The 25097-nt window shown below is 64.2% G+C and carries 3 protein-coding genes and 1 pseudogene; all 4 read right to left on the bottom strand.

Annotated features, from left to right (window positions below; all coding sequences use genetic code 11):
• The coding region (locus tag EGM97_RS25720) for an amino acid adenylation domain-containing protein (RefSeq protein ID WP_477788884.1) at window positions 1-5628 on the bottom strand (5628 nt) is incomplete at its 3' end.
• Window positions 5629-5963: 335 nt separating this feature from the next.
• A complete protein-coding gene (locus EGM97_RS25715; protein WP_477788885.1) occupies window positions 5964-17495 on the bottom strand; it encodes an amino acid adenylation domain-containing protein in 11532 nt (3843 codons plus the stop codon).
• Window positions 17469-18806: pseudogene (locus EGM97_RS25710) on the bottom strand (condensation domain-containing protein); the annotation flags it as partial. The pseudogene EGM97_RS25710 and the gene EGM97_RS25715, both read right to left, overlap by 27 nt.
• Before the next feature lie 245 nt (window positions 18807-19051).
• The coding region (locus tag EGM97_RS25705) for an amino acid adenylation domain-containing protein (RefSeq protein WP_477788883.1) at window positions 19052-25097 on the bottom strand (6046 nt) is incomplete at its 5' end.

Here is a 25097-nt window from a genome sequence, read left to right as displayed (position 1 = left end):
CTCACCCGCCACGTTGACGGTATCCACGCCCTCACCCAACCCACCCGACTCCAACAACGCCTTGAGCGCCGACGGCACGGTGTTGATCAGGGTAATGTCGTGCTCGCCCTGTTGCAGTTCCAGCACATTGGTCACGACTTCGATACTGCCGCCACAAGTCAGCGGCGCAAAGCACTCATAGACCGCCAAATCGAAGTTCAGCGAGGTCGAGAACAGGGTTTTCGACAGCGTTTGAGCGTCAAAAGAACGATGCGCCCAGGTCAGGAAGTTCACCGTGTTGCGGTGTTCGATCATCACACCTTTCGGCAACCCGGTGGAGCCGGAGGTGTAGATCACATAAGCCAGATGCGACGAGGTCAGCTCGGGCACCTGCGGATTCGAGACGGATTCGTCCTGCCACAGCCCGCTACCCAGGTCGATCACCGGCATCGTTGCATCAACCAGCAAGTCAAGAGTCGCTGCCTGGGCCAACACCGCTGCCGGGGCGCTGTCTCCCAGCATGTAGGCAATCCGGTCCGCCGGATACGCCGGGTCCAGCGGTACGTAACCACCGCCGGCCTTGAGGATCGCCAACAGGCCCACGACCATGTCGAGGCCACGCTCGACACAGATCGCCACCCGTGAATCCGGCTGCACACCTTGCTTGCGCAGGTAATGCGCCAGGCGGTTGGCCCGCTCGTTCAGTTCGCGATAATTGAGATGCTGTTCGCCATGCAGGACGGCCACATCGAGTGGAGTCCGTTGCACCTGTTCCTCGAACAAGCCATGAATGGTCTGCTCAAGCGGATACTCCGCTTGCGTGGCATTGAACGTCGCCAGCACCTGTTCGCGCTCGGAAGCCGGCAGAATCGGCAGGCGATACAACGCCGCCTGCGGTGTCTGCTCCAACGCCTCCACCAGATTCTCCAGCGCTGCCTGCACATACCCGCAGACCCGCTGCGCGCCGATCCGGGCGTCCACGAGCACCGTCAGGCTGAAGCCGTTGCCCAGGTCGTCGACGTTCAGGGTCAGCGGATAGTTGGTGCGCTCCTCGCCATCCAGGGCCTGGATACCGCGCCACGCGTGCATCGCAGGTGCCGAAACCGTGCCTGTGGCGCTGTGTCGGTAGTTGAGCAAGGCGCTGAACAGCGGCAACGGCGCCGCCACGGCGCTGCATCGCTGGGCCAAGGCCAGGGAAGCGTGCTCATGCCCCAGCAGGGCCGTCAACCGCTCATGGGTGGCCTTGACGCCCGCCCGCACCCCTTGCTGCCCGACCGCCACGCGCAATGGCAGGGTATTGATGAACATGCCCAGCGCCCGGTCGGCGCCCTCGCCGCCCTGCATCCGGCCCATCAGCACGGTCCCGAACACCACGTCCTGGCGACCGGACACCTTGCCCAGCACCTGGGCCCAGGCCAGATGCACCAGGCTCGCGACACTCACGCCCAATTGCCGGGCCTGCTGACGCAGGCGCAGGTCCAGGGCCGGGTCCAATGCCTGCCGGGCCTCTTCGATATCATGACGCTGTCCTTGCACATCCAGCAGGCCGAACGGCAAGGTCGGCTCGTCGACATCGCCGAGCATGTCGCGGAAAAACGCCTCGTGCTCTTCGCGACTCACCCCAAGTCGTGCCTGCGCCACGTAGTTACGATAGGGCACCGCGGCCGCCAGTTGTGCGGTTTCGCCCAGCAAGTACGCCTGCATCTCCTGCTGCACCACTTCCAGCGCCGTGTGATCGAGCGCCATATGGTGAAACAGCAGGGTCGCCACCAGTCGACGATTGGCCTCGTCCTGCCCGTAAACCAGGCGCATCAGGGGGGCCTGGCCCACGTCCAGGCGATGGTGGCGCGGATCGAAGCGTTGGCGCAGCTGCGCCACGGCATCGCCGGCGGCCGGGTCGAATTCCACCGCATCAAGCTGCAGCTTCGCCTCGCGCCAGACCACTTGCACCGGCACCGTCAGGCCATCCCACACGACGCTGGTACGCAGGATGTCATGGCGATCGATCACCGCTTGCAGCGCCTCGGCAAACGCTTCGAGACGTTCCCGATCGTCGAAGGCGAACTGCGCTTGGAGGACGTACAGGTCGCCCTGTTCCGCCGAGAGGTGATGGTAGAGAATGCCTTCCTGCAACGGCGCCAGCGGATAGATGTCCTGCACGTTGCGCGCACCACCCGGCACCGTCGCCACGATACGGTCGATGGTCTGCTGGTCCAGGTCGATCAATGTCACCATCGAGGGGGTGATCCGGGTGCATCCCGGCACGATACCGTTGTCCGGCACCTCGATTTCGTGGCCGCTACCGATGGCGGCCGCCAGTGCCTTCAAGGTCGGCTGGCCGAACAACACGCGCACGTCCGTCGACCAGCCCAGCTGGCGCATGCGCCCGATCAGGCTGACGGCCAGCAGCGAATGACCGCCCAGTTCGAAGAAATGGTCATGGCGGCCGATGCGTTCGACTTGGAGCAGGTCTTGCCAGATCTGCGCCAGGGCGATTTCGGTTTCACCTTGCGGCGCTTCATAGCCACGGGTCATCACCGAATCCTGATCCGGCACCGGCAAGGCCTTGCGGTCAAGCTTGCCGTTCGGAGTCAGCGGCAAGGCATCCAGGCGCACATAGGCCACGGGCACCATGTAGTCCGGCAATTGCGCTTGCAAATGGCGGCGCAGACTTTCGATGTCCGCCGTTGCCGATTCGGTGAAATAGGCAACCAGACGCTTGTCGCCCGGTACGTCTTCACGGGCCAGTACCACCGCTTCCTTGATGTCGACATGCTGAGCAAGCCGCGCCTCGATTTCGCCCAGTTCGATCCGGAAACCGCGGATCTTCACCTGGTCGTCGTTACGGCCCAGGTACTCGATGTTGCCGTCCGGCAGGTAACGACCCAGGTCGCCGGTCTTGTACATCCGCGCGTTCGGAACAGCGCTGAACGGATCCTTCAGGAAGCGCTCGGCCGTCAGGTCGTCGCGGTTCAAATAACCCCGCGCCACCCCGGCACCGCCGATGTAAATCTCGCCCGGCACGCCCAGGGGCACCGGTTGTTTGTGTTCATCCAGCAGGTAGAACTGCGTGTTTGCCACCGGCTTGCCGATGTGCGCGGCAAACCCATCCTCGCGAGCCATCGATACCCAGCTCGAATAGGTCGTGGTTTCCGAAGGTCCGTAAAGGTTGCACAGGCGCTTGACTTGGGTCTGCTCGAACAGACTTTCCACCAGGCTGCGTTTAAGAGCCTCACCCGCCACGTTGACGGTATCCACGCCCTCACCCAACCCACCCGACTCCAACAACGCCTTGAGCGCCGACGGCACGGTGTTGATCAGGGTGATGTCGTGCTCGCCCTGTTGCAGTTCCAGCACATTGGTCACGACTTCGATACTGCCGCCACAAGTCAGCGGCGCAAAGCACTCATAGACCGCCAAATCGAAGTTCAGCGAGGTCGAGAACAGGGTTTTCGACAGCGTTTGAGCGTCAAAAGAACGATGCGCCCAGGTCAGGAAGTTCACCGTGTTGCGGTGTTCGATCATCACACCTTTCGGCAACCCGGTGGAGCCGGAGGTGTAGATCACATAAGCCAGATGCGACGAGGTCAGCTCGGGCACCTGCGGATTCGAGACGGATTCGTCCTGCCACAGCCCGCTACCCAGGTCGATCACCGGCATCGAGGCACCCCTCAGCAACCCAACCGTGGCCGCCTGGGCCAACACCGCTGCCGGGGCGCTGTCTCCCAGCATGTAGGCAATCCGGTCCGCCGGATACGCCGGGTCCAGCGGTACGTAACCACCGCCGGCCTTGAGGATCGCCAGCAAGCCCACCACCATGTCGAGGCCACGCTCGACACAGATCGCCACCCGCGAATCAGGCTGCACACCCTGCTTGCGCAGGTAATGGGCCAGGCGGTTGGCCCGCTCGTTCAGTTCGCGATAATCCAGGCGCTGCCCGCGGTGCAGCACCGCCAGCGCGTCCGGCGTACGTTCTACCTGAGCCTCGAACAAGCCGTGAACGGTCTGCTCCAGCGGATATTCGGCGTGCGTAGCATTGAACGTCACCAACAGCTGTTCGCGCTCCGCCTCCGGCATGACCGAGAGTCCGGAGAGCGAGGACTCGGGCGCATGCTGCAAAGCGTCCACCAGACTCGCCAGGGCGGTTTCCACGCAAGCGCCGATTCGTGCCGCGCCAACGCCCTTCACCGCCTGGACGGTCAGGCTGAAGGCCTCCCCCATATCGTCCACCGACAGCATCAGCGGATAGTTGGTGCGCTCCTCGCCACCAAGTACCTGGATACCGTTCCAGGCTGACAGCGCTTCGCTCGAAGTCGCCGTCCCGGTGTGGCGGTAGTTGAGCAAGGCACTGAACAACGGCGTCGGGGCGGCCACGCCGCTGCAGCGTTGCGCCAGGGCCAACGAGGCATGCTCGTGGCCCAGCAACGCGGTCAATCGCGCATGGGTGATTTTCACACCCGCACGGACATCGATCTGTCCCAAGGTCACCCGCAACGGCAAGGTGTTGATGAACATGCCCAGCGCCCGGTCGGCACCCTCGCCGCTCTGCATCCGACCCAGCAGGACGGTGCCGAACACCACATCGCTGCGCCCGGATACACGTCCCAGCACCTGTGCCCAGGCCAGATGGACCAGGCTCGCAACGCTCACGCCCAGTTGCCGGGCCTGGGTCCTCAAGCCTTGGCCCAGGCTGTCCGGAAGCTTGCGGAACGCCTCTTCGATCATCTGCCCTGCGCCTTGCACCTCTTGCAGGCCGAACGGCAAGGTCGGCTCGTCCACGTCACCAAGCATGTCGCGGAAGAACGTTTCGTGCTCCTGTCGGCTTACACCCAGGCGTACTTGCGCCACATAGTTGCGATACGGAACGGCCTCGGGCAACGCATCGCTCTGGCCCAGCAGGAACGCCTGCATCTCGTGTTGCACCAGTTCCAGGGCGGCATGGTCCAGGGCCATGTGGTGGAACAACAGCAACGCCACCCAACGCTGGTTGGGACGATCCTCGGCGCAGACCAGGCGCAGCAACGGTGCCCGGCCCATATCCAGGCGGTGATGGCGGGTGTCGAAGCGTTGTTGCAACTGTGCCTCGATGGCGCCCTCGGCCGGGTCGAGCTGAAGCTCCTCCAGGGCCAACACGGCCTTGTGCCAGACCACTTGCACCGGCTCATCCAAGCCTTCCCACGCCACCGAGGTGCGCAGGATGTCATGGCGGTCGATCACGCCTTGCAAGGCGTTGAGGAAATCGTCCAGGCGGGCGCGTTGATCGACCCCGAACAGGGTATGCAGCACGTAGGGATCACCCTGCTGCGCAGCGAGGTGATGGTAAAGAATGCCTTCCTGCAACGGTGCCAGGGGGTAGATGTCCTGGACATTGCCCGCGCCGCCAGGCACACCTTCGATAATCCGGTCGATCTGTTCCTGGGTCAGGCTGACCAGGGGCAGCATGTCGGGGGTGATACGAAACGCCGGGCTCAACCAGTCGCCACCGTTACGTTCCACCAACTCGAGCAATTCACGCTTGTGAAGGGCAAGGCATTCCCACAACGCGTCGTCCAATCCTTCGTCGTCGCCCTGGACCACAAGGTTGTCGTCGTCCTGCTGGAGACGGATCGGGTGCTTGGAAAGCGCTGCCATCAATTCGCTGAATTGCATCGAAGAACCTGCTTTTTTAGTTCGGAGTGGTTGACGATAAAAAGGTCGTCTTTCAGGTACGGCGTAGCGCCTGGACGCAGGGATTGGCAGCGGTCGAGCCGATCACGGCGTACGGGCCAAGACAGAGAAATCGTCATGTTCAACCGAAGGAGATCCGTCCCCGGACTGGCTCCTTACAGGCCAAAAAAAATTAGAGCATTCGGTGGGGCATGTCTGTCATGGGAAGCAGGGACAAGCCCCGACACCGGTCAGGCTGGCGTTGCACCAGGAGGAAAACCGAGGGAGAAGGCCCGTCATCACAGGCACTTCTCCCTCGGGTCTACAGGGTTTAAAACTCAGATGCGCCGCTGACGCTTGAGGGCGGGAATCTTCGTCACGGGCACTTCGATACGCTGCACCTGCCCGACCGCCGATGCCACCGACGCCAGCGTCGGTTGACCGAACAGCACCCGGACATCGGCCTCCATACCCTCCTTGCGCATGCGCTCGATCAAGGTCACGGCCAGCAGCGAATGACCGCCCAGTTCGAAGAAATGATCATGGCGACCGACCCGCTCGACTTTCAGCAACTCGGCCCACAACGAGGCAAGCTTCGTCTCCACCTCTCCCACGGGGGCTTCATAGGCATGCGTAACGAACGCATCGCTGTCTGGGAGTGGCAAGGCCTTGCGGTCAAGCTTGCCGTTGGGGGTCAGGGGCAGTGCATCCAGACGAACGTAAGCCGCCGGCACCATGTACTCGGGCAATTGCGCTTGCAGATGCCCGCGCAGGTGGCCTGCGTCTACCGCTTTGCCCGGCCCATGCTGGGTGAAATACGCCACCAGGCGCTTGTCGCCCGGTACGTCTTCGCGGGCCAGCACTACGGCTTCCTTCAAGGCATCGTGTTGGGCCAGCCGGGCCTCGATCTCGCCCAGTTCGATGCGGAAACCGCGAATCTTCACCTGATCGTCGTTGCGGCCCAGGTACTCGATATTGCCGTCCGGCAGATAGCGACCCAGGTCGCCGGTCTTGTACATCCGGGCGTTCGGAACAGCGCTGAACGGATCCTTCAGGAAGCGTTCGGCCGTCAGGTCATCGCGATTGAGATAACCGCGAGCCACCCCGGCACCGCCGATGTAAATCTCGCCTGGCACGCCCAGTGGCACCGGTTGTTTGTGTTCATCCAGCAGGTAGAACTGCGTGTTTGCCACCGGCTTGCCGATGTGCGCGGCAAACCCATCCTCGCGAGCCATCGATACCCAGCTCGAATAGGTCGTGGTTTCCGAAGGTCCGTAAAGGTTGCACAGGCGCTTGACTTGGGTCTGCTCGAACAGACTTTCCACCAGGCTGCGTTTAAGAGCCTCACCCGCCACGTTGACGGTATCCACGCCCTCACCCAACCCACCCGACTCCAACAACGCCTTGAGCGCCGACGGCACGGTGTTGATCAGGGTAATGTCGTGCTCGCCCTGGTGCAGTTCCAGCACATTAGTCACGGCTTCGATGCTGCCGCCCGACGTCAGTGGCGCGAAGCATTCATAGACCGCCAGATCGAAGTTCAGCGAGGTGGAGAACAAGGTTTTCGACAGGGTGTTGGTATCGAACGAACGATGAGCCCAAGTGAGGAAGTTCACCGTGTTACGGTGTTCGATCATCACACCTTTCGGCAACCCGGTAGAGCCGGAGGTGTAGATCACATAGGCCAGATGCGATGAGGTCAGCTCAGGCACCTGCGGATTCGAGACGGATTCGTCCTGCCATAGCCCACTACCCAGGTCGATCACCGGCATCGAGGCCCCCCTCAGCAACCCAACCGTGGCCGCCTGGGCCAACACCGCCGCCGGGGCGCTGTCTTCCAGCATGTAGGTAATCCGATCCGCCGGATACGCCGGGTCCAGCGGCACGTAACCGCCACCGGCCTTGAGGATCGCCAGCAAGCCCACCACCATGTCGAGGCCACGCTCGACACAGATCGCCACCCGTGAATCCGGCTGCACACCCTGCTTGCGCAGGTAATGGGCCAGGCGGTTGGCCCGCTCGTTCAGTTCGCGATAATCCAGGCGCTGCCCACGGTGCAGCACCGCCAGCGCCTCTGGAGTACGTTCTACCTGAGCCTCGAACAAGCCGTGAACGGTCTGCTCCAGCGGATACTCCGCTTGCGTGGCATTGAAGCCTTCCAGTTGCCGGCGTTCGGCATCGCCCGGCAAGACGATTTCACTGACTACGGCGCGGGCATCGGCCACCATCGCACGCAACATGCGCTCCAGATAACCGAGATAGCGTTCCATAGTCATCCGGTCAAACAACGCCGTGGCGTACTCCAGCGAACCCTGGATACGGCCACCGACTTCCCCCAGGTCGAGAGAAATATCGAACTTCGCCGTTCGCTTCGCACAAGCCAGCCCTTCCAGGATCAGGTCACCCAAGGTCAGCTCGACGCTCTCGGTGTTCTGCCAGGACAACATGGCCTGGAACACTGCGCTATGGGACAGACTGCGCACCGGCTTGACCAGCTCCACCACTTGCTCGAACGGCAGGTCCTGGTGGGCCTGGGCGGCCAGCGCCTGGGTTTTCACCCGTTGCAGCAACGTCTCGACATTCGGTTGCCCCGACACATCGATGGGCACGGCCAGGGTGTTGACGAAGAAACCGATCAGTTCCTCGACCTCGGCGCGCTGACGATTGGCCGTCGGCGAGCCAATGACAACCGTGTCCTGCCCCGAGAGCCGGCCCAGCACGGCAGCCCAGGCAGCCAATACCGTCATGTAGAGCGTCGTGCCGTGGCGCTGGCTCAACGCCTTGAGATCCGCCGTCAGCACTTCGTCGAACATCACCGGCAGGCTCCCCCCCGCATAGCTCTGCTGCGCGGGTCGCGGACGATCCGTGGGCAGTGTCAACAGGGCCGGAGCCTGGGCTAGCGCAGCTTGCCACCAGGCGCCCTGGCGCTTGAGGACTTCGCCGCTCAACCAGCGCCGCTGCCAGACGGCATAGTCGCCATACTGCACCGCAAGGTCCGGCAATGGATCGGGCAGGTCATTGCGGAACGCTTCGTAGAGCGCGGCCAGTTCCCGGGTCAGAACCCCCATCGACCAACCATCCGAGACGATGTGGTGCATCGTCACCAGCAACACATGCTCCTGCTCCGCCAGACGAATCAGTTGTCCACGAATCAGCGGGCCGTGTTCCAGATCGAAGGGCTCACCGGCTTCCTGCTCGATCAGTGTCCACAGTTGTGCCTGTGCCTCGCCTTGGTCCGACAGGTCCACGGTGCGCAAGGCGAAACCACGGTCTGGCGCGCCGATACATTGCCGTGCCGGTTGTTCCGCTGCTTGCACGAAGGTCGTGCGCAACGCTTCGTGACGCGCCACGATTCGATCCAGGGCGCGCGACAATGCGTTGCGGTCCAGTTGTCCCGTCAAGCGCAGGGCCGCCGGCAGATGGTAGGCCGAACTGGCCCCTTCGATCCGCGTCAGGAACAACAGGCGTTGCTGAGCGAAGGACAGCGGCAACGGCTCATCGCGGGAAACCGGCGCAACCGGTGGCAGCGTGCTGCACCCCGAACCGGCCACGGCTTGTGCCAGCGCGCTCAATTGCGAATGGGCGAACAGTTCGCCCAGCGCCAGTTCCACCCCCAGGCGTTGACGCACCTGGGCAATCAGCCTCATCGCCAACAGCGAATGCCCGCCCAACTCGAAGAACCGGTCCTGGCGACCGACCCGTTCCAGGCCCAGCAGCTCCTGCCAGATCTGCGCCAGCACCGGTTCGATGTCCCCTTGCGGCGCTTCGTAATGAACATCGGCCATCGCAGCCGAACCAGGGGCCGGCAACGCCTTGCGATCCAACTTGCCGTTGGGGGTCTGCGGCATCGCCTCCAGTCGTACATAGGCCACGGGCACCATGTAGTCGGGCAACTGCTCCAGCACCAGGGCCCGCAGCGCGTCGGCCGTCGGCAGGTCCTGGTCCTCCGACGCCCGGTAGTACGCCACCAGGCGTTTCTCACCAGGCACGTCTTCGCGCACGATCACCACCGCCTCGCTCACTCCCGGACAGGTGGCGAGCACGGTTTCGATTTCGCCCAGTTCAATGCGCAGGCCGCGGATCTTGACCTGCCCATCGTTGCGTCCCAGGTACTCGATCCGGCCGTCCGGCAGGTAACGACCGATATCGCCAGTGCGATACATCCGTGCATTGGCCTCCGGGCAGAAAGGATCGTCCAGGAACCGTTCGCGCGTCAGGTCCTCGCGGTTCATGTAGCCCCTGGCGACCCCGGCACCGCCGATATGGATCTCACCGGCGACGCCGACAGGAACAGGCCTGCCCTGGGCATCGAGCAGATAGAACCGGGTATTGGCGATAGGACGGCCGATACTGACCTGGCCGCTGCCTGAGCTTTGTGCCTGGACTTGTGTGGCCGACGACCAGATCGTCGTTTCGGTCGGACCGTAGACGTTGAACAGCGTCTTGACCCGTTCCGCCACACGCAGGCCGAGGTCAACGGGCAAGGCTTCACCGCCACACAGCGCGATCAATCCCGGTGCACCTTGCCAACCCGCTTCGAGCAGCATGCGCCAGCTCGTCGGGGTGGCCTGGGCGACGGTGATGGCGCTCGCGGCAATCATCCGGGCAAGCAAGTGGCCGTCTCGTCCCTGGTCGCGAGACGCCAGCACAACCTGAGCGCCGCACACCAGCGGCAGGTACAGCTCCAGGCCAGCGATGTCGAACCCCAGGGTCGTCAGGGCCAGCATCCGGTCGGTGGACGTCATGCCCAATGTGTCGCGCATCGCACACAACAGGTTGACCACGCTGTGGTGTTCGACCATCACGCCCTTCGGCTTGCCGGTCGATCCCGAGGTGTAGAGCACGTAGGCCAGGTTCGCCGAGGTCAGGTCCGGCACTGCCGGTTCGAGCTCCGGCAGGTCCCGCCAGGCATCGTCATCGAGACCGAGGGTCACAACCCCGACATCGGTCAACAGGTCGCGGGTCGCCGTGTGCACCAGCAAGGCCACCGGCGCGCTGTCCTCCAGCATGTAGGCCAGGCGATCGCTCGGGTAAGCCGGATCCAGCGGCACATACGCAGCCCCGGCCTTCAAGATACCCAGCAGCCCTACCAGCATATCGAGGCCGCGTTCCACGCAGATCGCGACCCGATCATCCGGGCGCACGCCCTGCGCTATCAGATGATGAGCGAGCCGATTGGCCTGCCCGTTCAGTTCGGCATAGCTCAGTTGCCGATCGCCGGATACCACGGCCACGGCATCAGGCGATGCCTGGGCCTGGGCCTGGAACAGTTGATGGACGGTCTGCTCCAGCGGATAGGCGACCTGCGTGGCATTCCAGGTATCGAGCAGTTGCCCAAGTTCGTCAGCGGGTATGCCTTGCAGCTCGGACAAGGGCCTGTCAGGCGCGTTCTCCAGGGCGTCGACCAGGCTCTGGAGCGACGTGTGCATGTAGTGGCCGATGCGCTGTGCGTCGATCCCGCACGCCGCCTGCACCACCAGGTTGAAACCTTCGCCCTCGTCGTCCACGGCCAGCGAGAGCGGGTAGTTGGTACGCTCTTCACCGCCAAGGGTGTCAATGCCCTGCCATGCCTCCTGCGCCCCATCCGCCGCCGTCGGGACGTTATGCCGGTAGTTGAGCAAGGCACTGAACAGCGGCGTCGGCGGCGCCACACCGCTGCATCGCTGTGCCAGTGCCAACGGCGCGTGCTCATGCCCCAACAGTCCGGTGAGCTGACTGTGCGCGGCCTTGACGCCCTCGCGGGCACTCTGCCGGCCCAGGTTGATCCGCAAGGGCAGCGTATTGATGAACATGCCCAAAGCACGGTCGGCGCCTTCCGTGCCTTGCATCCGCCCCAACAGGACAGTGCCGAAGACCACATCGTCGCGCCCGCTGACCCGGCCCAGGACCTGCGCCCACGCCAGATGCATCACGCTCGCCGCGCTGACGCCCGCCTGCCGTGCCTGTGCCCGCAGACGACGGGATAACGGCGCCGCCAGCGCCAGCTTCACCTCCTCTACGTCGTTACCGTCACCCTGCACATCTTGCCGGCCGAATGGCAGCGTCGGTTCTTCGATGTCACCGAGCATGGCGCGGAAGAACGTTTCGTGGGCCTCCTGGCTCACGCCCAGACGGGCCTGGGCCACGTAGTTGCGGTATTGCATCGCGGCCCCCAGCTCGCCGCCACGTCCGAGCAGGAAGGCTTGCATTTCGTGCACCAGCGTTTCCAGCGCCGTGTGATCCAGTACCGTGTGGTGGAACAGCAGCGTGGCGACCCAACGCCGGTTGGCTGCATCCTCGGCGCAGACCAGGCGCAACATGGGCGCCCGGCACAGGTCGAGCCGGTAATGCCGGGCGTCGAAGCGTTCATGCAATTGCCGGGCGACATCCCCGGCCTGTGGATCGGCTTCAAATGTTTCCAGCACCAGGGGAGCCCGACGCCAGACCACCTGCATCGGTTCGTCCAGCCCCTCCCAGGCGATCGAGGTACGGAGGATGTCGTGGCGGTCGATGACCTGTTGCAGCGCCTCCGTAAACGCCTCGAGACGGTCCCGATGATCGAAGGCGAACTGTGACTGGAGCACATACGGATCGCCTTGCGCGGCCGCCAGATGGTGATAAAGAATGCCCTGCTGCAACGGCGCCAGCGGGTAGATATCCTGGACATTCGCCGCCCCACCCGGCACGCCCGCCACGATCCGGTCGATGGCTTCCTGGCGCAGGTCAGCCAACGGCAACAGGTCCGGCGTAATCCGCCGGCAACCTGCGGCGATCAGGTTGGCCGGCACCACCAGATCACGGTGTCCACCGACCGCAGCGGCCAGGGCCTGCAAGGTCGGTTGGCTGAACAGGACCCGCACGTCCACCGTCAGGCCGACCTGACGCATCCGTTCGATCAGCCTCATCGCCAGCAGCGAGTGACCGCCCAGTTCAAAGAAATGATCGTTGCGGCCGACCTGCTCGACCTTCAACAGTTCGGCCCATAACCCTGCCAGCGTCTGCTCGACCTCTCCCTGGGGCGCCTCGTAGGCCTGGCTCGCATAGGCCTCGGCCTGCGGCGCGGGCAACGCCTTGCGGTCCACCTTGCCGTTGAGCGTCAACGGGAATGCCGGCAGGATCACGAACGCGCCCGGTACCATGTACTCGGCCAGGGTGGTGGACAGTTGTTCGCGCAACCCGGCCACGCTCAGCGTGACCTGGGGCTGCGCCACGACGTACGCCACCAGGCGCTTCTCGCCCGGTTCATCGGACCGGACCATGACCACGGCATCCTTCACCCCGTCACAAGTCACCAGTTTCGCCTCGATCTCGCCCAGCTCGATACGGAATCCCCGGATCTTCACCTGGTCATCGTTGCGGCCCAGGCATTCCAGGCTACCCTCGGGCAGCCAGCGACCAAGGTCGCCCGTGCGGTACAGCAAGGCGTCGGGTTCGTGGCTGAACGGGTCGGCGATGAATTTTTCCGCCGTCAGGTCAGGGCGGTTCAAGTACCCCTTCGCCACGCCTTTGCCGCCGATGTAGATTTCACCGGCGACACCCAGGGGCGCCAGTTGCCGGCGGGCATCAAGCACGTAAATCTGTGTATTGGAAATCGGCCCGCCAATGGGCACGCTCTGCGCGTCAGGGGCCACGGCCTTCACTTCCAGCGTCGTGGCGTAGGTGGTGGTTTCGGTGGGACCGTAGCAATGTACCAGTCTCAGGTCTGGTGCCAGCGCCAGCAAACGCCGGAAGGAAGCGACGTCGGCCCGCTCGCCACCGCACAGCAGCATCCGCAGGCCACCCATGGCCTCGGGAATCATCTGTACGTATTGATTGAAAATCGCCGTGGTGACAAACAACACGGTGGTGCCCGACGCCTTCAATTCCTGGGCAAAACGTGCAGGTTCGAGCAGGGTTTCATGGTCGATCACCACCACCTGCCCGCCGTTGAGCAACGCACCCCACACTTCCATGGTGCTGGCGTCGAAGGCCGGGTTCGACGCGAAGGCGATCCGATCATGCTCATTGAAATCGGCGTAACCGTTATTGATCACCAATCGGTTGATGGCCCGATGGGGGATCAGCACACCCTTGGGTTGGCCCGTGGAGCCCGAGGTGTACATGATGTAGGCAATCGACTCGCTGGACTGCTCCAGCGCCGGGTCACGGGAAGGACCTCGCAGTTCCAGCGTGTCCAGGTCGACCCGGGGCGTGCCCACGGGAGCTGGTTCGGTGCTGAACGTCAGCACGAAAGAGGCCTGGCAATCGTCGAGCATGAAGCGCTGGCGCTCCAGCGAGGCATTGCGGTCCAGCGGCACATAGGTCGCTGCGCACTTGAGGATCGCCAACTGGCTGGCCAACAGATCGATCGAGCGTGGAAACAGGATTGCCACGCAGTCATCCGGTTGCACACCTAGCCCGATCAGATAATGGGCCAGGTGGTTCGCCCGCTCGTTCAGGGCCGCGTAACTGATCCGGTGCGATCCGTGTACCACGGCAATCGCCTCGGGAACATGGGCGGCCTGGGCTTCGAACAGTGCCAGGACGGTCTGCTCCTGGGGGTAGGCACGCCGAGTGGCGTTGAAATCCACCAGCAGCCGCTCGCGCTCGCTTTGCGGCAAGATCTCCAACCGGCTGAGCGGCAGTTGCGGGGTGTGTTCCAGGGCGTGTACCAGGTTTTCGAGGGCGGTGTGCATGTAGGCGCAGATGCGTGCCGCCCCCACGCCTTGCAACGCCAGGGCACCGAGGGTGAAGCCGTCGCCCAGATCATCCACCGACAGGGTCAGCGGATAATTCGAACGTTCTTCGCTGCCCAGGGTTTCGATGCCCTGCCAGGCCGCCACCGCGTCGGTAGAGATACCATCGCCGGCGCTGTGCCGGTAGTTCAGCAGCGCACTGAACAGCGGAGCCGGCGCCGCGACGCGGCTGCAACGTTGCGCCAGGGCCAGCGAAGCATGCTCGTGACCGAGCAATGCGCTCAGCCGCCCATGGGTGGCCCTGATCGCCGCCTGCACGCCCTGATCGTCCAGTTTCACCCGCAGTGGCAACGTGTTGATGAACATGCCCAGGGCACGGTCAGCCCCCGCGCCGCCCTGCATCCGGCCCATCAGTACGGTGCCGAACACCACATCCTCGCGCCCGGACAACCGCCCCAGCACCTGCGCCCAGGCCAGGTGATGCAGGCTGGCGGCGCTCACGCCCAACTGCCGGGCCTGTGACCGCAGGCGACCCGCCAGGCCCGCGTCGACGTCGAGCCGGGCTTCCTCGATACCGCGGCCGTCACCCTGCACCTGTTGCAGCCCGAGGGGCAATGTCGGTTCGTCGACATCGCCGAGCATCTCGCTGAAAAACGCCTCGTGTTCTTCCTCGCTGACACCCAGGCGCGCCTGCGCCACGTAGTTGCGGTACGGCATCGCCGGGGCCAGTTGATCCTGCTGACCGAGCAGATACAGCTGCATTTCCTGCTGCACCACATCCAGGGCGGTATGGTCCAGGGCAATGTGATGGAACAGCAGCATCGCCACCCAACGGTCATTGGCCGGGTCATGGGCAAAACGCAGGCACATCAGCGGTGCCTGTCGGATATCGAGTCGATGATGGCGGGAATCGAAACGTTCATGCAGCTCGGTCAGTACGTCATCGCTGGCGTCTTCCGGCAGCAGCTCTTCGACACTCAACAGCGCCGTGCGCCAGACCACCTGCACCGGCTGCTCCAACCCCTCCCACACGATGGCGGTGCGCAGGATATCGTGACGATCGATGACACCCTGCAAGGCGTTGGCAAAAGCCGTCAGGCGCGCCTTGTCGTGGAAGGCGAACAGCGCCTGGAGCACGTAGGGGTCGCCCTCTTGTGCCGAGATATGGTGATAGAGAATGCCTTCCTGCAACGGCGCCAGCGGATAGATGTCCTGCACGTTGTCCACGCCGCCAGGCACAGTGGCGACAATCGCGTCGATGGCCTCCTGACTCAGCGCGACCAGCGGCAGCAGGTCCGGGGTGATCCGCCCGCAGCCGGGTGTGACGCCGTTGGCCGGCACCTGGACTTCGTGACCGCCACCCACCGCCGCAGCCAGGGCGGCCAGGGTCGGCTGGCCGAACAACACGCGAACGTCGGCGCTCAGGCCCACCTGGCGCATCTGTTCGATCAGGTTGACGGCGAGCAGCGAATGACCGCCCAGCTCGAAGAAATGGTCGTGGCGCCCGACCCGTTCGACATTGAGCACCTGACCCCACAACCGGGCCAGGGTGATTTCGGTCTCGCCCAGCGGGGCTTCATAGCCACGCGTGAGGAGCGAATCCTGGTCCGGCGCCGGCAGGGCCTTGCGGTCAAGCTTGCCGTTGGCGGTCAGCGGCAGTGCATCGAGGCGCACGTAGGCGGCAGGCACCATGTAGTCCGGCAGACGGTTGCTCAGGTGAGCCCGCAACACCTCGATCGTCGTCATGTCATCGGGGCGATGCAAGGTGAAGTAGGCAACCAGGCGCTTTTCTCCCGGCACATCCTCTCGGACCAGCACAGCAGCTTCTTTCACCGCCTCATGCTGGCTCAGCCGGGCTTCGATCTCCCCCGGTTCGATGCGGAATCCGCGGATTTTCACCTGGCCGTCGTTACGGCCCAGGTATTCGATGTTGCCATCCGCTAAATGGCGTCCCAGGTCGCCGGTGCGGTACATCAACGCGTGTGGCTGCTCGCTGAACGGGTCTGGCAGGAATTTTTCGGCGGTCAGCTCCGGCCGGTTCAGATAGCCCTTGGCGACCCCGGTGCCGCCGATGTACAGCTCGCCGGCAACGCCGTGGGGCACGGGCCGACGCTGCGAGTCCAGCAGGTAGACGCGGGTGTTGCCCACGGGACGGCCAATGGGAATGCTGCCCGCACCGACGGCTTTGATCTCGCAGGTGGTTGAAAACGTCGTGGCTTCCGTCGGGCCGTAGCCGTTGAGCAGATGTTGCGGTGCGCCCTCTTCCAGCACCCGGCCAATCACCGCCGGATCGAGTACGTCACCGCCGACGATCAAATAGCGCAATTGCTTGAACACCGGCATGAGTCCAGAGGCGTACTGGTGGAACAGACCGGCCGTCATCCACAGCACGTTGACCGCCTGTTCGACCAGCCATCCGGCAAAACGCGCCTGGGACAGCAACACCACCTGCTCGACCACCACCACGCAACCGCCATTGAGCAGCGGCGCCCAGACTTCGAGGGTACTGGCATCGAACGCCGGGTTCGACGCGAACGCCACGCGGTCCTGAGCGTTGAAATCGGCGTAGCCGTTGTTGATCACCAACCGGCTGATCGCCCGGTGCGGCACCAGCACGCCCTTGGGCGTACCCGTGGAGCCCGAGGTGTACATGATGTAGGCGGCCGCTTCGCTCGACGCCGCCGGTGGCTTGTCGAAAACCGGCTCTTCAGGCAGGTCGAGGGCATCGAGGTCCACCCGACGCACGTCCTCGGCGAGGAGCTCGGCAGCATGGGTCAACACCCACACGGCCCGGCTGTCCTCCATCATGAACTGCTGGCGCTCCACCGGCGCGTTGACATCCAGGGGCAGGTAGACCGCCGCACATTTGAGAATCGCCAGTTGGCTGATCAGCAGGTCGAGCGAGCGCGGCAGCAGGATCGCCACGGTCTCCCCTGGTTGGACACCCAGATCGAGCAGATGCCGGGCCAGTTGATCGGCCTGGGTGTTCAGCGCCCTATACGTGAGGGTTTGCCCCGCCTGTACCGCAGCCGGCGCATCCGGACAAGCCTCGACCTGGGCTTCGAACAAGGCGTGGATCAGTTGCGCCTGGGGATAGGCGCGGGCGGTGTCGTTGAACCCTTGCAACACGCGCTCGCGCTCGGCCGGCGGCAGGATCGACAGGGTATTGATCGGCGTTTCGGCGGCGTTCTCCAGCGCCGTGACCAGGCATTCCATGGCGGTTTGCATGTATTCGCCGACGCGTTGCGCATCGATTCCCGGAGTCGCCTGCACCGTCAGGGCAAAATCATCGGAAAAATCATCCACCGAAAGGACCAGCGGATAATTGGTACGCTCTTGCGCACTCAGGGTCTCGATCCCTTCCCAAGCCTGGAGGGCGTGCGCCGGGAGCACCTGGCTCCGGCTGGCGCTGTGTCGATAGTTCAGCAATGCGCTGAAGAGCGGTGCCGGCGCCGCCACGCCGCTGCAACGTTGCGCCAGGGCCAGGGAAGCGTATTCATGACCGAGCAAGGCGCTCAGCCAGCCGTGGGTGTCCTTCACTGCATCGCGCACGCTCCGGGCGCCCACATCCACCCGCAGCGGCAAGGTATTGATAAACATGCCCAAGGCACGGGTCATGCTTTCGCCAGCCTGCATCCGCCCCAGCATCACGGTGCCGAACACCACGTCTTCGCGACCTGAAACACAGCCCAGTACCTGGGCCCAGGCCAGGTGGATGATGCTGGCGGCGCTGACACCCAACTGACGCGCCTGCCCACGCAAGCGGCGGCCTAGCAGCGGCGTTACCGCCAGATGGCATTCCTCGACACCACTGCCGTCGCCCAGTACGTCCTGTTGGCCGAAAGGCAAGGTCGGTTCGTCGACGTCGCCCAGCATATTGCTGAAGAACGCCTCGTCAGCCTGGCGCTGGCCGGCCTGTCGGGTGCGTGCCACGTAGTTGCGGTAAGGAACGGCAGGCTCCAGTTGCCCGCCTTGCCCCGTCAGCCACGCCTGCATTTCATGCTGCACCACCGCCAGCCCCGCATGATCGAGCACCATGTGATGGAACAACAGCATGGCCACCCAACGCTGATTGACAGGGTCATGGGCGCAGACCATCAGTAACAGCGGCGCCTGGCGAATATCCATTCGATAGTGCCGGGGGTCGAATTGCCTTTGCAATTGCGCCATGACGTCGCCGTCGGCGAGTTCGGCGCTGATGTCCTTGAATCCCAGCCGGGCCTGGCGCCAGACCACCTGGACCGGTGCTTCCAGGCCCTCGCGAACGATGGCCGTGCGCAGGATATCGTGCCGGTCGATCACGCTCTGCAAGGCGTCGACAAATTCCTCCAGGCGCTCACGGCGACTGAAGCTGAAGCGCGCCTGCAAGACATAGGAATCGCCTTGGGCAGCCGTGAGGTGGTGATAAAGGATCCCTTCCTGCAGCGGTGCCAGGGGGTAGATATCCTGCACATTGGCCGCGCCACCCGGCACGGTGGCGACAATACGGTCGATGGCCGGTTGGTCCAGCGTCACCAGCGGCAGCATCTGCGGGGTGATGCGCAAGCAACCGTCGGGGATCAGGTTGGCCGGGACTTCGGCTTCGCCGGCATTCGCGGCCTCGTACTGCCCGGTCTTGATCAAATCGATCAAGGTGGCCTTGTGCTCGCGCAACAAGGCCAGCACCGCGGGCTCGCTCAAAGACTGTTTCCGGCCGCGTACCACGAGCTGGTCACCCTTGACCGAAAGCTGAACGTCTTTTTCCTTCAGTGTCGCCAACAGTTCGATCACACTCACAGGACAATCTCCATTTTTTCTGTCATTGCCGCGTATTCCGCGAGCGTGGGTTGCTCGAACAGCGTTCGCACATCCGCCTCCATGCCCTCCTGCCGCATCCGCTCCATCAGGCTGACCGCCAGCAGCGAATGCCCGCCCAGCTCGAAGAAGTGATCGTGACGACCGACGCGCTCCACGTTCAGCACCTCAGCCCACAGCTGCGCCAACGTGATTTCGGTGTCGCCCACGGGAGCTTCGTAGCCACGAGTGATGACGCAAGCCAGGTCGGGAACTGGCAGGGCCTTACGGTCGAGCTTGCCGTTAGGTGTCAGTGGCAAAGCGTCAAGACGCACGTAAGCGGTGGGCACCATGTAGGCCGGCAACAGGGTCTGCAGGTGCAGGCGCAGGTCTTCGATGTCGGCCGTTTCGCCTGATGGATGCCCGGTGAAATAAGCGACCAGGCGTTTCTCCCCCGGCATATCCTCGCGCACCAACGCCACGGCATCCTTCACCGCCGCGTGCTGAGCAAGCCTGGCTGCGATCTCGCCCAGTTCGATGCGGAAGCCGCGAAACTTCACCTGGTCGTCATTGCGGCCCAGGTATTCGATGTTGCCGTCCGGCCGGTAACGACCCAGGTCGCCGGTCTTGTACATCCGGGCGTTGGGTTCGCGGCTGAATGGATCCTTGAGGAAACGTTCGGCCGTCAGGTCATCACGGTTCAGGTAGCCCCGCGCCACGCCGGCGCCGCCAATGTGGATTTCCCCGGCGACGCCCACGGGGACGGGTTTGCCGTGGACATCGAGCAGGTAGAACCGGGTGTTGGCGATGGGCCGGCCGATACTGACCTGGCTGTCGCCCGTTTCTTCGCCACTGATCCGCGTTGCCGAGGACCAGATCGTCGTCTCGGTGGGGCCATAGACGTTGAACAACGTCTCGACCCGGGCCGCCAGGCGTGATGCAAGATCAGCAGGCAGCGCTTCCCCCCCGCACAAGGCGGTCAATCCCGGTGCGCCCTGCCAGCCGGATTCGAGCAGCATGCGCCAGCTCGCCGGGGTAGCCTGGGCAACGGTGACGCCACTGGAGGCTATCAGGTCCCCCAGTGAGCGACCCTCGCGCCCTTGATCGCGAGTCGCCACGACCATGCTTGCGCCATACATCAGCGGCAGGTACAGCTCCAGGCCGGCAATGTCGAAGCCCAGGGTCGTCAGCGCCAGCACGCGGTCGGTCGCCGTCATGCCCAGGGTGTCACCCATGGCCAACAGCAGGTTGATCACACTGCGGTGCTCGACCATCACGCCTTTGGGTTTGCCGGTGGAGCCCGAGGTGTAGAGGACGTAGGCCAGATGCGTGGAAGCCAGGCCCGACGCAGGTGGGTTGGCGATGGACAGGTCATGCCAGGCATCGCTGTCGAGGTCGATGACCGGAACCGAGGCGCCGGCCAGCAACCCGCAGGTCCCGGTTTGCGCAAGGACCGCCACCGGGACACTGTCTTCCAGCATGTGGGCGATCCGGTCCAGCGGATAGGCCGGATCCAGCGGTACATAGGCACCGCCGGCCTTGAGTATCGCCAGCAGCCCCACCACCATGTCGAGGCCGCGCTCGACACAGATCGCCACCCGCGAATCCGGCTTCACGCCACGCCCGCGCAGGTAATGTGCCAGCCGGTTGGCCCGCTCGTTCAATTCGCGGTAGCTCAGGCGCTGGTCGCCATGCAGCACCGCCACCGACTCGGGCGTACGCCATGCCTGGGCCTCGAAGGCACTGTGCAGGGTCTGCGCCAGCGGATAATCGACGTGCGTGGCATTGAACGTTTCAAGCAATTGCTCACATTCGGATGCCGGCAGGATCGACAACTGGTGCAGCGGCGCTTCAGGCGTGCGTTCCAGCATCCCCACGAGACGGTGCAGCGCCTGGTGAATATAACCGCACAGGCGCTGTGCGCCGATCCGCGCCGGGGTCATGATGCTGAAGCTGAAGGCATCGCCCTGGTCGTCCACCGACAACGTCAACGGATAGTTGGTCCGTTCTTCACCGCCCAGCAGTTGAATGCCGTCCCAGGCGGCCAGCGCCTCGTTGGAAGCTGCCGTAGCGGTGTGACGATAGTTGAGCAAGGCACTGAACAGCGGCATCGGCGCCTCCACACCGCTGCAACGCTGCGCCAATGCCAGCGAGGCATGTTCATGGGCCAGCAAGGCCGTCAGCCGGCCATGGGTCGCCTTCACACTGTCGCGCACGCCTGCCTGGTCCAGGCTGACCCGTACCGGCAGCGTATTGATGAACATGCCCAACGCCCGGTCGGCGCCCTCGCCGCCTTGCATCCGGCCGACCAGTACCGTGCCGAACACCACGTCGTCCTTGCCCGACACCACGCCCAGTACCTGCGCCCAGACCAGGTGGTACAGGCTCGCCGCACTCACGCCAAGCTGACGGGCCTGGGCGCGCAGGCGCCGACTCAAGTCGACCGCAACGTCCTGGCGCACCTCTTCGATCCCGCTGCCGTCACCTTGCACATCCAGCAGGCCAAACGGTAGCGTGGGCTCGTCGACATCGCCCAGCATTTCGTGGAAGAACGCCTCATGGGCCTCGCGATCGACACCCAGCCGGGCTTGCGCCACGTAGTTGCGGTAAGGCACCGACGCGGGCAGGTGCTGCGCCTGGCCGAGCATGTACGCCTCGATTTCCGCTGCCAACACCGCCAGTGACGTGGCATCGTCCACCAGGTGGTGGAACAGCAGAATGCCGACCCAGCGCCGATTGGCTGGATCCTGCGCATAGGCCAGCCGCATCAGCGGCGCCCGACGGATGTCCAGGCGGTAATGCCGTGGGTCGAAGCGCTCGTGCAATTGACCGGCGATATCCCCGGCGGCCGCCTCCAGCTGGACCGCCTCGACTTCCAGCCCGGCCTCACGCCAGACCACTTGAACCGGTTCGGCCAGCCCCTCCCAGAGCACGCCCGTGCGCAGGATGTCGTGCCTGGCAATGACCGCCTGGAACGCCTGGACGAACCCGTCCAGGCGCGTGGTGCTGTCGAAGGCGAACATCATGTATTGGAGGTAGGGATCGCCCTGCTCAGCGGCGAGGTGGTGGTAAACGATCCCCTCCTGCAACGGCGCCAGCGGGTAAATATCCTGAACGTTGACCGCGCCGCCCGGCACCGCCGCCACGATGCGGTCGATGGTGCCCTGGTCCAGGTCGGCCAGGGGCAGCATGTCCGGGGTGATGCGGGTGCAGCCGTCCGGGATCCGGTTGGCCGGCACGACGATCTCCGAACCACCGCCCACGGCCGCCGCCAGGGCCGCCAGGGTGGGTTGACTGAAAAGGACCCGCACGTCGGCACTCAGGCCCGCATTGCGCATGCGCTCGATCAACTTGACAGCCAGCAGCGAGTGCCCGCCCAGTTCGAAGAAATGATCATGACGACCGACCTGATCAAGGTCCAACAGGTCCTGCCAGATGGCAGCGATGAGCGTTTCGACTTCGCCTTGCGGGGCCTCGTACCTGCGGCTCACCACCGCCGACTGATCGGGCGCCGGCAGCGCCTTGCGATCCAGTTTGCCGTTGGTGGTCAGCGGGAAGGCTTTGAGCAACACGAAGGCGCTCGGCACCATGTAGTCCGCCAGCGAACCCAGCAATTGGCTGCGCAGCTCGGCTGCGGATGGCTGTGCGCCCTCCTCGGCAATCACATAGGCCACCAGGCGCTTGTCACCCGGTTCGTCTTCGCGAGCGATCACCACCGCCTCGCTGACACCCTCGCAGGCCGCCAGCGTGGCTTCGATTTCGCCCAACTCGATTCGGAAGCCGCGGATCTTCACCTGGTCGTCGTTACGCCCCAGGTATTCGATGCTGCCGTCCGCCAGCCAGCGACCCAGGTCGCCAGTCTTGTACATCCGTGCGTTCGGTTCGGTGCTGAACGGGTTGGCGAGGAAGCGTTCCGACGTCAACTCGTCGCGGTTCAGATAACCCCGGCTGACACCCGCGCCGCCCACGTACATCTCGCCGACCACGCCCACCGGTACCGGTTCACGCTGAGCGTCGAGCACATACAACTGCAAGTCGGGGATGCGCTTGCCGATGGGGCTGACGCAGGTCAGTTGCGCGTCGGCGGCTTCAAGAGCGCGATAGGTCACGTGCACCGTGGTTTCGGTGATGCCATACATGTTGACCAGTTGCGTACCGGCGTTGATTGCCCGGGCATACCACGGCTTGAGAATGCCGGTCTCCAACGCCTCGCCGCCGAAAATCACCTGGCGCAGGCTGTGTTTCAGCTCGCTTTCGCCCTGGGCCGCGATCAACTGGCGGAACGCGCTGGGCGTCTGGTTCAGCACCGTGACACCGGCCCCGCACAACAGCGCGTAGCAGTCCTGCGGTGAACGGCTGACCAGTTGCGGCACCACCAGCAGACAGCCGCCGTGGGTCAGCGCGCCCCAGATTTCCCAGACCGAGAAATCGAAGGCGAAGGAATGGAACAGTGCCCAGACGTCCTGCGGACCGAAGTCGAACCACGGCCGGGTGGCCGAGAACAGCCGCGCGACGTTGCGGTGCTCCACCATGACGCCCTTGGGCAGGCCGGTCGAGCCCGAGGTGTAGATGACATAGGCCAAGTGCCGCGATGTCAGCCCTGCCACCGCCGGATTGTCCTCGGATTGACTGGACAAACCACCCTCGTGGAGGCCGATCAGACACGCCGACTCACCGGCCAGCAGCCCTTGCGTCGCAGCGTGCACAACGATGGCGAGCGGCGCGCTGTCTTCCAGGATGTAGGCCAGGCGCTCCGCCGGGTAAGCCGGATCCAGCGGCACGTAGCCGGCGCCGGACTTGAGGATGCCCAGCAGGCCGACAATCATGTCCAGGCCGCGCTCGACGCAGATCGCCACCCGATCATCCGGACGGATCCCCAGGGCCAGCAAGCGATGAGCAAGCTGGTTGGCCCGGGCGTTGAGCTCGCCGTAGGTCAGTGCGCGATCCTCGAACATCACCGCCACCGCATCGGGTTGCGCGGCGGCGCGAGCTTCGAATAGCCCGTGAATCAGCGCGTCGTGGGCGTAGGTTTGCGACGAGGCATTCCAGCCTTCCACCAGTTGCCGACGCTCCACCGACGGTAGCACCGGCAGGCTTTGCACCGGTGTTTGCGGCGCGTGTTCCAGCGCATCGAAAAGGCTGCGCAGCGCGACTTGCATATAGTCACAGACGCGTTGCGCCCCGATCCGCGATTCGACCAGCGCCGTCAGGCTCAAGCCGTCGCCCAGATCATCGACGTTCATGGTCAGCGGGTAGTTGGTGCGCTCTTCGCTGGACAGCATCTGCATGCCGCTCCAGGCCGACAGCAACGCCTCCGTCACCTCGATCGAACTATGCCGGTAGTTCAGCAGTGCACTGAACAATGGTGTTGGCGAGGCCACGCCGCTGCAACGTTGAGCCAGGGCCAGGGAGGCATGCTCATGGGCCAGCATGCCGGTCAGCCGGGCGTGAGTCGCCTTCACGGCATCACGAACGCTTTGCTCGTCCACCGACACGCGTATCGGCAAGGTGTTGATGAACATACCCAACGCCCGATCAGCACCGTCGCCGCCCTGCATCCGCCCCAATAGTACCGTGCCGAAGACCACCTGCTCCTGGCCGGACGCCAGGGCCATGACCCGCGCCCAGGCCAGGTGGACCAGGCTCGCGACACTCACGCCGAGCCGCCGGGCCTGGCTGCGCAGCCCCCGGCTCAACACCTCGTCGACCAGGACCGTCACTTCCTCGATGCCGCGCCCGTCACCCTGGACTTGCGCCAATCCAAACGGCAGCGTCGGCTCATCGATGTCTGCGAGCATCTGGTGGAAGAACGCTTCGTGTTCCTCTTCGCTCGCTCCCAATCTCGCCTGGGCGACATAGTTGCGATACGGCACTGGTGCCGCCAGTTGCCCGGCCTCGCCCATCAAGTGGGCCTGCATCTCCTGTTGCACCACTTCCAGCGCGGTATGGTCCAGCGCCATGTGATGGAACAGCAGGATCGCCACCCAACGCTCCAGGACCTCGTCCTGGGCGTAGACCAGTTGCAGCATCGGCGCCTGGTGCAGA

The organism is Pseudomonas sp. AF32 (genome assembly GCF_022342325.2).
In the GTDB taxonomy this organism is placed as follows: Bacteria; Pseudomonadota; Gammaproteobacteria; order Pseudomonadales; family Pseudomonadaceae; genus Aquipseudomonas; species Aquipseudomonas uvaldensis.
The sequence above is the reverse complement of the archived record's forward strand: the minus strand, read 5'-3'. Positions and strand labels throughout refer to the sequence as shown.